Origin of the sequence: Meiothermus hypogaeus, assembly GCF_003574035.1 — a bacterium.
Classification (GTDB): domain Bacteria; phylum Deinococcota; class Deinococci; order Deinococcales; family Thermaceae; genus Meiothermus; species Meiothermus hypogaeus.
Map to the genome: position 1 here is coordinate 39,239 of NZ_QWKY01000005.1, position 12,919 is coordinate 52,157.

At 61.8% G+C, this 12,919-nt stretch carries 10 protein-coding genes; 4 read left to right on the forward strand and 6 right to left on the reverse strand.

All coding sequences use genetic code 11. From position 1 onward, the window contains the following. Positions 1-14: 14 nt before the first annotated feature. The 4 genes from Mhypo_RS18010 to Mhypo_RS02235 all read right to left on the reverse strand — a co-directional run bounded on the left by Mhypo_RS18010 (position 15) and on the right by Mhypo_RS02235 (position 5,658). On the reverse strand, positions 15-185 hold the full coding sequence (locus Mhypo_RS18010) for a hypothetical protein (RefSeq protein ID WP_170148188.1): 171 nt from the start codon (positions 183-185) through the stop codon (positions 15-17). Positions 186-834: 649 nt separating this feature from the next. Beyond that, a complete protein-coding gene (locus Mhypo_RS02225; protein ID WP_119339729.1) occupies positions 835-4,338 on the reverse strand; it encodes an ATP-binding protein in 3,504 nt (1,167 codons plus the stop codon). Positions 4,339-4,409: 71 nt separating this feature from the next. Further along, positions 4,410-5,195 (reverse strand): ABC transporter permease, encoded by a 786-nt coding sequence (locus tag Mhypo_RS02230; protein ID WP_119339730.1) that lies wholly within the window; start codon positions 5,193-5,195, stop codon positions 4,410-4,412. A gap of 28 nt (positions 5,196-5,223) precedes the next feature. Next, positions 5,224-5,658: a universal stress protein gene (locus tag Mhypo_RS02235; RefSeq protein WP_119339731.1), complete on the reverse strand. Its 435-nt coding sequence runs from the start codon at positions 5,656-5,658 to the stop codon at positions 5,224-5,226. Between the two features lie 249 nt (positions 5,659-5,907). Between Mhypo_RS02235 and Mhypo_RS02240 the strand changes: the two genes are divergently transcribed. The 3 genes from Mhypo_RS02240 to rlmB all read left to right on the forward strand — a co-directional run bounded on the left by Mhypo_RS02240 (position 5,908) and on the right by rlmB (position 10,264). Next, complete coding sequence (locus tag Mhypo_RS02240; RefSeq protein WP_119339732.1) at positions 5,908-7,020, forward strand: type IV pilus twitching motility protein PilT; 1,113 nt, start codon at positions 5,908-5,910, stop codon at positions 7,018-7,020. Positions 7,021-7,444: 424 nt separating this feature from the next. Then, the gene (locus tag Mhypo_RS02245; RefSeq protein ID WP_119339733.1) at positions 7,445-9,529 is read left to right on the forward strand and encodes a hypothetical protein; all 2,085 of its coding nucleotides are present in this window, start codon (positions 7,445-7,447) and stop codon (positions 9,527-9,529) included. Between the two features lie 24 nt (positions 9,530-9,553). Then, positions 9,554-10,264 (forward strand): 23S rRNA (guanosine(2251)-2'-O)-methyltransferase RlmB, encoded by a 711-nt coding sequence (gene rlmB / locus Mhypo_RS02250; RefSeq protein WP_119339734.1) that lies wholly within the window; start codon positions 9,554-9,556, stop codon positions 10,262-10,264. Positions 10,265-10,405: 141 nt separating this feature from the next. On the opposite strand, the gene mltG is transcribed toward rlmB, so the two are convergent. Together mltG and ruvX are read right to left on the reverse strand one after the other, a co-directional pair. Then, positions 10,406-11,482, reverse strand: a complete 1,077-nt coding sequence (mltG, locus tag Mhypo_RS02255; RefSeq protein ID WP_119339735.1) for an endolytic transglycosylase MltG — start codon at positions 11,480-11,482, stop codon at positions 10,406-10,408. 24 nt (positions 11,483-11,506) lie between these two features. After that, on the reverse strand, positions 11,507-11,911 hold the full coding sequence (gene ruvX / locus Mhypo_RS02260; RefSeq protein WP_119339736.1) for a Holliday junction resolvase RuvX: 405 nt from the start codon (positions 11,909-11,911) through the stop codon (positions 11,507-11,509). A 353-nt stretch (positions 11,912-12,264) separates the two neighbouring features. Between ruvX and Mhypo_RS02265 the strand changes: the two genes are divergently transcribed. Then, on the forward strand, positions 12,265-12,918 hold the full coding sequence (locus Mhypo_RS02265) for a DUF4388 domain-containing protein (RefSeq protein ID WP_119339737.1): 654 nt from the start codon (positions 12,265-12,267) through the stop codon (positions 12,916-12,918). The last annotated feature ends 1 nt before the right edge of the window (position 12,919 follow it).

The window sequence follows — 12,919 nt, forward strand, 5'->3', positions numbered from 1 at the left end:
CTTGATTGACCTCCTTATCTCAATCCCTCGCCCTCGAAATCGGCCTCGAGCCAGGCCACCAGTTCCAGGGGGCTCTCGAACTCGAGCACCTCCCCCGCCCGCTCGAGGCGGGCCTGCCAGGGGTGGGTTTCGTCCGGCGGCTGCACGATGAGCCGGTACTCGCGTTTGCTTTCGTCTTCATCCACGCCTCACCTCCTTGTGTGGGCCACCTTAGCAGGGGGGGCGTGGCAAGGGCGTGGCAAGACTCAACCTTGCCACAAAAGCGCACAAGCGCTTATCAGGGTTCAAGCACTAAACAAAAGCCTTCCGGGTCTTCTGGAGCGGTTCCCACGAATAGTCGGTACGGCGGTTTTTGCCGCACCGACTACAATACGACGCACACGGTGCGTCGTATTGGTGGGAAACGCGATGGAGAACTGCTTCAGGAGACCTCACCTATTCAGGGCACGCTCGAACACCTTGGATAGCACATCTTTCAGGTTCGCGTTGGAAGTGTTATACCAGATTCGGTTAGTTCGTCACCCTTTGGTGACGAACTAACCCGACCGAAGTTATCCGCGTAGCGGAGGGCGATACCGCCCCTTGGAAGTTATCCGCGTAGCGGAGGGCGATACCGCCCCTTGGAAGGGAGACGCTTTCTTCGCCGACCGACAGTGAAGGGCCATCGGCCCCCGGCTAGCGCCGGTACTCAAGGGAGGGGTGTGCTCGAGGATTCAAAAAGACAGCCTCTAGTGTTTTTGGTTTTGTAAACTGTCTTTTTGAATCTGGTATTACGTAACTAAAAATGCTCTGGAGCGCTTTTATTTTCGCTCTGAAGTTATAGGGCGGCTTGATTCAGGGAGTAACGTTTGGATGAAATGCGTACCATTGCCAGAATCCATCTTTCAGCTCCGGATACTCCTTCAGGCTCCCGGATAGGGCCTGCAAGCCCTGCTCTGCCAAGCGTTGCTGGTCCAGGGCCTGGCTCAAATCCCCCCGGGCACGCAAGGCCACCATCACTGCCTGGCGCAGCGAGAGCTTTTCCAGCGGGGGTATCCCTTGGACCTCCAGCAGCTCGAGGCCTTTTTGCAGGTCTTCGGGGGAAACCCGCCCCAGCCGGGCCTGGGCCCAAAGCCGAACGCTCCAGAGTTGCGAGGTGGTGGTGGGGTCGTCGGAGTGTGCATCCTGCACGGCCTGCAAAGCCAATGCCGGTTGGTTCAGCTTCAGCCGGGCCAGCCCTTCCACCCAGGACATGCGCGGGGGGTTCAGAAAGTCGGATAGGCGGGGCTCCTGGGAGAGCCGCTCGAGCCGCTTTAGGGCCTGTTCGGGCTGCCCCAGCGAGACCTCGCAGCGGGCCAGGTGGGTCTCGACCCAGGGCACTCGGCCCCACAGCCCCAGTTCCCGTGTGGACTCGGCCGCGGAGGCCAGCATGGCCGCCGCCTCGGCGGGCCGGCCCAGCCAGTGCAGGTCGTCGGCCAGCACCACCTGGTAGAAGAGGGCGTCGGCCTGGTGCCCGCTTTGCTGGCTGAGTTCCAGGGCCTGGGATACCGCCCGGTAAGCGGCCCCCAGCGCCCCTCGGTACCAGTGCACCAGGCTCAGGTTGTTGAGAAACTTGGCCTCCATCTCGGGGTTTTGCGGCTCGCGGGCGCTTTGCAGGCCCTCCTCGAGGGGGCCCAGGGCGGCCTCGAAGTTGCTGCGCTGGTAGTGGATGGCAAACAGGTTCAAAAGGGCATAGCGCAGCAGGGTCACGTCCCCTACCTCCCTGGCCTCGGCAATGGCCTGTTCGGCCAGCTGCACCGCCTGCTCGTAGTGTCCCTGGGCCGCGGTGAAGGTGGCGGCGTTTTGCAGGGCGTTGTTCTGCCCGGTGCGGCTGCCCAGGGCCTGGGCCAGGCTTCGCTCGGCTTCGGTGTAGCGCAGGGCGGCTTCCAGGTGGCCCTGGCGGTAGGCGAAAATGCTCAGCCAGTCGTAAATGTCCAGGGTAAGAAGATCCTGCGGCAGGTGGGTAAGGGCCTGTTGTAAACGGGATTCGGCGGCCCTGAGATCGCCCATCGCCGCCAGGGCCCGGCCCCCCAGATAATGCGCCTGGCCCGATAGCGCAGGAGGCAGAGGCTGGTCCTGCAGCGCCAAGTTCGCCTGCTGCAAGGCTTCGGCGTACCGTGCGGAAAGCAGGTGGAGCTCGGCCCAGCCCAGCCGGGTTTCGGCTTGCAAGGCGGTATCTCCCAGTTGTGAGGCCAGTTGTTGCATGTGGCTTAGCGCCTCGGCCCAGGGGACGCGTTCGTCCAGGGTTTTCCAGAGCCGGGCCTGTTCGCGCCGAATTTCGAAGGCCACCCGGCCCTCTGCGCCGTCTGCCAGGGCTTTCTGGTACTGCTCGAGGGCCTCCCGGTGGGCATAGATCCGCACCGCGGCCTCGGCGGCCCGGATGCGCCAGGGGATGGCCGCTTGAGGTTTTCCACCTTCCTCCCAGTGCTCGGCAATGCGGGCGGGGTTGCCGCTTTGCCTTTCTAAGCCCTGGGCCAGCTTGCGATGCAACAACTGCCTGCGCTGGGCACCCAAACCCTCCCGGATCGAGCGCCGCACCAGATCGTGGCTAAAGGCGTAGCCGGGCCCCTGCGGCTGGAGCAGATTCGCAGCCAGGGCTTGCTCCAGGGCCTCCAGGCTCTCCCACTCCGAAAGGGCGGTGGCCCCTTCCAACTCTTCCAGGCCAAAACCATCGCCCGCCAGGCTGGCCGCCTCCAGAAGCCGCTGGGGTGCAGCCCCCAGCCCCTGCAGGCGGCGGGCCACCGCCTCCTGCACCGAGGCGGGCAAAGGCAGCTCGCGGTAGTCCCTGGTCTCCTGGTCGTAGGGGGTGCGCCAGCCCTCGGGGCCCACCTGCAGCGCCCCCGAATCGAACAAAGCTTTGAGGGTTTCCAGTACGAACAGCGGGTTGCCCCCGGTGGCCTGGTGCAGGCGCTGGGTGAAGCGAATCGCGCCGCTCGAGCCCGATAAGGCCCGCACCAGCCGCAGGAGGTCGGTCTCAGAGAGCGGCTTCAGCTCAATCAGGATGGCCTGACCCTGAAGGACCTGTTGCTGGATGGTCTGTAGGATGAGGGGGTTCAGCTCTTCCCGCCGGAAGGCCACCAGAGGGTGCAGCACCCCCTCGGGCAGCAGCCGCCCCAGGGCGTAGGCGGCCACCTCGTTGCTGGCGGCATCCTGCACGAACTGCAAGTCGTCGGTCACGATGCTCCGCACGCCTCGCCGCCCCAGGGCCCGGATCACCTCGGTGATGGCCTCCAACAGACGCAGCTTGCCCTCCGGGGTGGTGATGGGAGGTGGCGCATCTTCCAGCTCGGGCACAAGCCGGGCAAGCTCCCGCCGTGCCCAGGGGGGAAGCTCCAGGCCGGGAAACTGGGCCAAGGACTGGCGAATGGCCCGGGTGTAGAAGGCGTAGGGGATGCCGCTATCGCCGGGCTGGGCTTGCAGGAGAAACAAGGGGCCCTTGTGCCGGGCAAACTCCTGCATCAGCCGGGTCTTGCCCACCCCCGCTGGCCCGCAGAGGTAGATGGCTTGCCCGGCCGCCCAGGCGGCTTCCATACGGGCCCACTCGGCCTCGCGCCCGATCAGGGGAGGGTCAAGCGCGAGGCCCATACCGGTCGGTGCAGGCGGGGGTGGGGGAGCGGCAAGGGTTCCCTGCTCGATCTGGCGGGCCAGTTCCAGGGTCTCGGGCAGTGGTTCTAGGTGTAATTCGTGCCGGAGCAGATCTTTCAGCCGGGCAAAGCGGGCCAGCGCAGCCTCCCGCTCGCCCAGCAGGGCGTGCAGCCGCATGGCCTCGCGGTGGTGCAGTTCTTGCAGTTCGTCTTCGCGCAGGAGCCCCAGCCGCGCCGAGAGGGCCCCCCGCAGGTCGTGAGCGGCCTCGAGGCGTTCAGCTTGCCTTTGCAGGGCCTCGCGCCACAGGTGGGCCAGTTCTTCGCGCCGGGCCTCGAGCCATTCGGCAAAGCCCTCCGCGCCCGAAAGCTCCAGCCCATCCAGCAACGGCCCCCGGTAGAGGGCCAGGGCGGGCTCGAGTTCCCCTTCCTTCAGATGCGCCCGGAACGCGGCCACATCGGTCTGGATAGGCCCCAGTTGCAGCAGGTCGCGGTCTGTTTGCAGCAGGGTTGCAATAGGCGTATGCCGCAGCCGGTTGAGCTCGCGCCGCAGGTTGCTCCGGGCGGTGGCCTCATCCTGCTCGCTCCAGAACAGCCCGGCCAGCTTGCTCCGGGGGGTGGGGCCTTCCAGGGCCAGATAGGCCAGCAGCCCCAACAGCTTACGCGTGGGCAGCGCCAGCGGCCTTCCCGCCTGCTCCACCACAGGCGCTCCCAGCAAACGCAGACGAACCCCGGACATAGTTTGTTTTCAGGGTAACCCACACGACGTCATGAAGCTGTTATGACCTGTCTCCACCATATCTGGGCTACTCAAGCCCCCATGCCAGAGAACTGCCTGAGCCCCTTGCGCCACAGCCAGCGGTTGATTATCCAGAACACCGCGAACCAGACCCCCAGCACCAAAAACCCCTGGGCCACACTGCCCGTTACCGGCAGCCCCGCAAACAGCGCCGCCGGGAAGTAGACCAGGTAGGGAAACGGTGTGAGGAGTGCAATACTGCGGACGGCTTCGGGGAAAACCGACAGGGGCGCAATCAGACCCGAAAGAAAGAGATAGGCCATAAACCACAGCTCCTCCACGGCGGCCCCGCGCTCGGTCCAGAAGCAAAGCATGGCGAATGTGTACTGCATCAGGAAGCGCAATAGAAAAGCGGCCACCGAGGCCAACAGCCCCAACACCGCCCCTTCCACCTCGGGCACGAAGCGGGCCTGCGGATAGACCACCAGAAAAACCGCCACAATGATGAGCCCAAAGGGCAGCCGGGTCAGACGCTCGGCCACATGCTGCATCAGGTGATCCCAGCCAGGGTCAATGGGCTTTAGCAGCTTGAAGGAGAGCCGCCCCTGCACCACGTCGTCCTGAAACTCCCAGATCACCCACACGATGGTGAGCTGGCGCACCAGGAACACGCATAGAAAATAGCGGGCGAATTCCTGCGCCGAAAGCGCGAAACGGCCCCCTTCGGCGGCCTGGGTCCAGACCCCCATCAGGATCAGGGGCAGCATGGCCGAGAGCGACCAGAGCAGCACCTCGGCGCGGTATTCCAGAAAGTAGGCATACCATACCGTCAGGAGGGCACGCAGCTTGCGAAGCACCCCTCTAGTTTACGACGGTATTTCTGGGTCACTTGCTCCGCAGCACCAGCACCGGCTTGTCCGAGCGATGCAACACCGCCTCCGTCACCGAGCCCAGCATGAAGCGATCCAGCCCACTGCGCCCGTGGGTGCCCATCACGATCAGGTCGTGGTTCTTGGCTTCGGCCAGGATGGCGTCTACCGGCTTGGCCTCAACCAGCTTGGTCTCGGCCTCGACCCCGGCGGTCTGGGCCAGCTCGGCGGCCTTGCTGAGGGCTTCGCTCCCTACCCGCTTGAGGTCTTCGATCAGCTCGAGGCCATAGGGCACGCTCTCGGGGCTAATCCACAGGGTCGAACTGATGTTCTCCACCGCATACAAGAACGTCACACTGGCCCCCATGCTCTTGGCGACCTCCAGGCCTTCCGTAATGGCCTTCTGGCTGCAAGCACTACCATCGGTGGGCATCAGGATTTTTTTGTACATTACGCCCTCCTTGTCCTTCTGACTCTAATCTAGCCTTCGTCTGTCAGGACGAAAGCCCCTGCGGAAGATTCCATAAGTAACGCTCCTGTACCACCGCGTAACGCCCTCTATTTTGGGCCAAAAACCCGATAAACACAAGAGAATTACTCTTTCTGTCTGTCAAGCGCAAATAACCAAAATTAACGTAACAGTCCGCTGGTTGAGAAGCCCGATCAGCCCGCTCAAGACCTCCTACAATCGCATTTGCCTATGACCTTTCCAGAACTGCTTGCCAATCTAGTTGCCCGGGGGGTTTCCGACATCCACATGCACGTGGGGTTGCCCCTGATGGCCCGCCTGCACGGCAAACTTGGCCCCATCACCCAAAGCCCCCTCACGCCCCAGTACACTGCCGCGCTGGTTGATATGATGTGCAACGAGCGGCAAAAAGCCATTTTTGCCGAACGCAACCAGGTAGACCTGGCCTACTCGGTGCAGGGGGTGGCCCGCTTCCGCGTCAACCTGTTCCGCCAGCGTGGCTCGGTAAGCTGCGTGATGCGGGTGGTCAACTCCGACGAGAGCAAGCTCAAGATTGTCTCGCTGCCCCAGGAAACCATCAACTACTTCCGTGACAAGGAAAAGGGCCTGGTGTTGGTAACCGGCCCCACCGGCTCGGGCAAGTCCACCACCCTGGCCCGTATCCTCGATGAGATTAACCAGCACCACGCCAAAATGATCGTGACCCTGGAAGACCCCATCGAATACCTGCACCGGGGCAAAAATTCCATCGTGGTGCAGCGCGAGATCGGTCAGGATGCTCCCAGCTTCAAGGATGGGCTGGTAGCGGCCATGCGCCAGGACCCCGACGTGATCATGATCGGCGAGATTCGCGACCACGCCACGGCGGCAGCAGCCCTGGAAGCGGCCCAGACCGGCCACCTGGTCTTCTCCACGCTGCACACCCTCGATACCGTGCGCACCGTCAACCGCGTGCTCGACCTCTTCCCCCCCCACGAGCGCGAGGTAGCCCGCATCCTCTTTGCCGAGTCGCTGGTGGGCATTGTCTCCCAGCGCTTGCTGCCCAGCAAGCAGGGTGGGCGGGTTTGTGCAATGGAAATCCTCAAGGGCAACCTGCGCATCCGCGACCTGATCAAAGACCCCGACCGCACCAACGAAATCTACGAGGCCCTCAAGGATTCGTCGCTCGATGGGATGCAGACCTTCGACGACCACCTCGCCGAGCTTTACGCCCGCGACCAGATTGACCTGGAAACTGCCCTGGCCCATGCCACCAGCGCCCAGTACGTCAAGGTGAAAGCCCTGCAAATCAATGCGGCCCGCCAGACCTTGATTGACGAATCGGTTGTGCAGCACGGTAACTGAAAACTGCAACCCTACCAGGTGCCCACCCCGGTTTCGGGGTGGGTTATATCTTGGGGTGGGTTATACCGGATTCAAAAGGACAGTCTACAAAGCCAAAAAACCCCATAAGCTGTCTTTTTGAATCCTCGAGCACACCCCTCCCTTGAGTACCGGCGTTAGCCGGGGGCCGATGGCCCTTCACTGACGGTCGGCGAAGAAAGCGTCTCCCTTTCCAAGGGGCGGTATCGCCCTCCGCTACGCGGATAACTTCCAAGGGGCGGTATCGCCCTCCGCTACGCGGATAACTTCGGCCCGGTTGATTCGTTACCGAACGGTAACGAATCAACCGAATCTTGGCAGGACATCTTGCCCCAGTGTTTTGAGGCATAATTTCAGCAGAATCCCAGGCTGTTTCTCTTGCGCTCAGCTATTCGGGAGGTGTCCCGTGAAAACCATGCGTGTCATAACCAGGCTGCTGGTGGCCTTGTGGTTTTTGGCCGGCTGGGTGCAGCTTCCTGCCCTGGCACAACTGCCACTTTGGCCCAGCCTCGAGCAGCTCCTGCAAGGAGAGCCGCCCATTACCACCAGCCTGAACGACGCCGTGACCGATGTTCCTTTTTTGGACGATTTCAACCCCACGGGCTTTGTGGGTATCTCGGCCTTGCCTAGAGGCCCCCAGCAAGGGTTTGTACTGCGGCCAGGACTCTTTGCTTTCGAGGCCCAGAGCTATTGTTTGAACGCAGGGGCCTATGCCCCTAGCAAGGGGGATGGCTATGTCTATGCCCCGCTCAAGGGTGCCCGGGCCGGGGTCATTGCCAGCTTGCTGCGCCGCTCGGTGGAGCGGCCCGAGATTGCCCAGCGCGACATTCAGGCGCTTATCTGGGCCATTCTCTCGCGCACCCGCCTGAGCGACATGTCCCCGCGCATGCTGGCGGTGGCGACCCAGTTACTCACCCCCCAGGAGATGTTCGAGGTGAATGGGGGTGCTCTGGGCCTGATTCCCGAAAGCTTGCTGCGGCAGATGATGGCCCGGCTGCCCCAGCCCATCCAGCAACTGCTGGAAGCCGAGGCCCGGCTGCGTTCGCTTTTGACCCAAGCCAACACCACCTTCGAGCAGCTCGAGCGGGCCGCCGTGCGCTTTGGGGTGGCCCCTCGGGGCGAGGGCAGCCGGGAGATACCAGAGGGGCGCTGGTCGTATCACCCCGACGGCTACTTTATCCGCTACTTCCCCAGCGGCTACTCCCACACGCGTGTGGAGCTATACGTACCCGAAGCCCTCGAGGTGCGCCAGGATGCCCTGGGCCGGATTATCTCGATTGCCGATGCATACGGCAACCGCATCGAAACCACCTACGACGACGCCATTCCTCCGCTGACTATTGCAGGCGATGCGGGTATCCAAGGGTATGCATTTCGCTCGATACGTTTTGTGCAAAGTTTAGAAATCCCTCCTGAAATGGCTATGGCGTTGGAGTTCACCTGGGAGAACCGAGGTTGGACGTTGCTGGGCCTGCCCGCAGGGGCGGGCTTACCGGATTCACCCTTAGACAGCTATAAAGATGCAGCGGAGCGCTATCGCTGGGCGATAGAGCATCTGCGTCAGATTAAGCGGATCGACCAGGTCTTCAGAGTGCAGGGGGAGCCTCGAGTGCTGGTAGATTTGGGTCTGTACACTCGAGCCCTAAAGCAAGTCCTCCAGCAAAGCCAGCCCAACGCTCCATCCTGGGCCGAAGAACACCTTGGATTGGCTTATAGGGCCTGGCAGGCTGCCCTGTGCCAGCGGGAAGGGGGCTGCCAGGGTACCCTTGGGGTGACCTCTGGTCACATCCCGTTGGTGCAGTGGGTTTCGTCCCGTTTGCTGGCCCTATTGCCTACCAGAAATAAGGAACTGGATGGGGGTGTTGCCGCTCCGGGTAATACGTCCAACCAACGCTTGGCTCAGTCCAACACAGGCAATGATAAGAAAGACGCTTGCCAAACGATCAAAGATGAACTTTTATTGGAGCAATTAGCTTTGAATGCCTATAGAAATCCCGATTTGCTGAAGTACGCAACAGATAGAAACCTTGATGACACCGATTACGATGTTGCAGTAAAGAATTACGTGGCCAGAGTTTGGGATTCTGGTAGAACGCCTTCTTCCCTAACTCCAGAGGATGTAGCTGCGATGTTCACTACACAGCGAACCGAGAGGTTTTTTGGCCCTGCAATGGCATTCGATCCTCATACGGGTAGTGTCTACTTCAATCAGAGCAAAGAGGGTGAGCCGGATTGGATTCAGATACTTGATATGGATGGGAGGCCCACGGAGAACTATGCCAAAGCCTCTAAAGCATACGAGGAGAACTACGGGAAGCAAGCTGGTAATACATTGTTCAACGCACATGTAGAGCATGAAAAAGTGCATCAGCGAAATCGCTGGAAGTATCCGGGTGGGTTCCCCGAAAACCTGAGCAAGAACGAGATAGAAGCTTACCAGAAGTCCGTTGAAATAAAACAACAGGGCCTCAAACAACTAGGTTGCCCATAAGTGGTAGAGGCTTAGACTGTTCCCATGCTGATCTACGGACGCAACCCAGTCTTGGAGGCCCTGCGCGAAGGCCAGGCGGGGCAGGTCTGGGTCGCCAAAGGTGTGGAAAACTGGCTCTTGAAGGAGCTGGACAAGCTGGGGGCTTCTTACAAACTGGTGCCCCGCATCGAGCTCGACCAGATGGTGCGGACCACCCAGCACCAGGGGCTGGTGGCCGAGATTGAAGAAGCCACCTATGCCGACCCGGAGGCCCCCTTTCGGCTGGCCCAACAGCGCGGCGAGCAGGTCTTGCTGGTGGTGCTGGACGGCGTGACCGACCCACGCAACTACGGAGCCCTGATCCGCAGCGCCTTTGCGCTGGGGGCGCATGGGGTCATCACCGAAGAGCGCCGCAGTGCGCCCTTATCGGCCCTGGTGCTCAAGGCTTCGGCAGGTACGGCCCGCAAGATTCCCCTGGTGCAGGTCAAGAACATTGCGCGGCATCTGGAACAAATCAAGCAGCAGGGGGTCTGGGTGTATGGCACCAGCGGCAAAGCCAGCAAGACCATCGCCGAACTGGACTACCGGCGCCCCCTGGCGATTGTAATTGGCTCAGAAGGCGAGGGTATGCGCCGCCTGGTGACCGAGCACTGCGACGAGCTGGCCAAAATTCCCCTGGCCCAAGGGGCCGAAAGCCTGAATGCGGCGGTGGCCTTGGGGGTGGTGCTGTATCAGGTGCGGTTGGGACGTGGGTAGGGCTTAAGCAAACACGCCACGAATTGTGTCCACAGTTCAGGCTCGAGGGCCTGCGAAGCCAAAGGTTTTTGCAAACCGGCTATGGACTACAGGCATCAAGCACGGGTTGTAGGCTATGAGCCATCGGCCATCTGCAGCAAACTAACGATAATACCTGGCCGTATCGCGCAGATGCCCCTGAAAGTCCACGTTCAGGAACAGGCGACCCTGGGCATGCAGGAAGTACAGGTATTTCTGACCCTTGTCGTTGGTGCGCACGGGGTTAAGAACGGCCTGCAGGGCTTCGGCGCCGGGGTTGCCAATGGCACCGGGGGGCAGGCCGCGCCGGGTGTAGCTGTTGTAGGGGGTGTCCTTTTCAAAGTCGCCTGCGCTACGGTTGAGTTCGGGCAGGCGCTTGCCCAGGCCGTAGGCCACCGTGGGGTCGGCCTGGAGGGGCATGCCAACTTCCAGGCGGTTGAGGAAGATGCCGGCGATAACGGGCTTTTCGCTGTTGTTGGCGGCCTCGGCCTGCACGATGGAGGCCAGCGTGACCCAGTCGTGGATGCTTTTTAGCCCAAGCTGCTTCAGGCGGCTCAGGGCCTGGGGCGTGAACTCCTGTTGCATGCGGCGGGTCATGGCGCGGATTACGTCTTCGGCGGTGTAGTCGAGGGGGAAATCGTAGGTAGCGGGGAAGAGGTAGCCCTCGAGGCTGGGCCCCCTGGCTTCTATGGGACGCAGCTCGGCGGTGGGGTTATTAACCAGCTCGAGGAAGCGGGGGCCGTCCAGGTTGTTGTCACTCAGGCGCTGGGCCATGTCCACCGCCCGCCAGCCTTCGGGAAAGGTGATGCGTACCGTGAGGGGGCGCGACTCGTCGGTGATGGCCAGGGCGATGGCCCGCAGACCCTTGCCCTCGAGCTTGTAGTAGCCGGGTTTGAGTTCTTTGTCCTGCCCCGAAAAGCGCAGGTACAGGGCAAACAGGTAGCCCGAGCGCACCAGCCCGGCCTGCTCGAGCAAACGCCCCACGGCGGTGGCCCCACTGCCTTTGGGAATGCGAATCTCGGCGGTGGTGCCGGTAGGGCCCATCAGGTACAGGGCGTAGCCCAACACCACCGCCACCAGCGCAAACATGAACAGCACCCCCCGCAGAATCCAGCGGGTGGGCGACTTGCCCCGTTCCTGGGGGTCGTCGGGGGCCGTCGGGGGTGTCTCTGAAAGGGAGGTCTTGTTGGGTTCATCCATGCTACATACTCCGGAATACGCGGCTTATGCACCTGCCAAATAGGACTCGAGCAGCGCAATGGCTGCGGCTTCGTCTAGCTTACCCTTCTCCTGCCGGATGCGTTTGGGGGCGTTCCTCAGGCGGTGCTGACCCAGCTTGGTGGTGTAGCGCTCGTCCACAAGCTCGACGTGTAAGCCCTGCTCGCGCATGGCCTCGACCAAGGCCAGTACCGATTCGGCCTGGGCACTCAGGCTGCCGTCGGTGCGCAGGGGGAGCCCCACCACAAAGCGCTCGGCCCGCTCCTGTTCGGCCAGGGCCGCCAGGGCTGCAAGGTCGGCCTCGAGGCCCTTACGAACCAGGTAGCCCCGGCCAAAAGCCCAGGGTGAGCCCGTCTCGCCAACCGCCAGGCCAATCCGGGCTTCCCCTACGTCCAGTGCCACCACTTTCATCCTGTCTATTATTTCGCCTGGCAGGCTAGAGAAAATGAGGATACACTGCCAAGTTTCGAATTTGTGCTTTTGTCGTCTGAGAATAGCTAGGGCAACCGCAAAGTTGCCCTAAGCGCCCTCTCCCACAAGGGTAGGGGGGAGGGTGCCTTATGGAGTGCTCGAGGATTCAAAAAGACAGCTTATGGGGTTTTTGGTTTTGTAAACTGTCCTTTTGAATCCGGTATGACATAAATGCAATTTCTCGGTAATCCAGCACCGAGCCACTATGGAAGCAAGCTTGATTAAGCGGTGCTGCATTCCCTGGTAACAAAACGCTGCCAGGATTTGCTAAATTCTCCTTTGCGAGCCGCCCCATGCCACTGTTTGGTAATTTCAAATACATCCCTTTTGCCGACTTGATGCCCGCTCTGGTCAAGCGCACCGGGGGTCTGGTGGTGCAAATGCCTTCAGCGGCAATTGCCCTGGAGGTTAACCAGGGCGCTCTGGTTCGGGCTTATCGCAACCAGGAGCTCTTGAGCCTCGAGCAGGCCAAGGAAATTCTCCTGGATCTGGTCATGGTGCCCGAGGCTGCTTTCGAGTTTACGGGTCGGCCCATCCAGGCTCGGACAGGCGACCTCAATTATTTCCTGCCCAACATGCTGGTGGATCTGGTGGCCTTCACCAACGCCCGCCCCACCTACGCCGATCAGTTCATTGACCCCACCACCCGCTTCTGCCGCACCGACAAAAACGGCTACCCAGAGGGCATTCCCGGGCGCTTTTTGATCGAGGCCAGCTACTGGCTCGAGTCCCCCAAAGGGGCCTCCTCCCACGAACTCTCGAGCCACCTGCGGGTCTCCCTGCAAACGGTGCTGTACAACCTCTACAGCTTGCGCCAGTCGGGCTACGTGCAAGCGCTGGATGCCTTTCGATTGCAGCAGTTGCCCAGCCAGCCCCAGGGCAAGCCCCACCAGGGCCTGTGGGGCCGCCTGGCCCGGGGTCTGCGGGGGGGCCTGGAGCGGTCTTGAG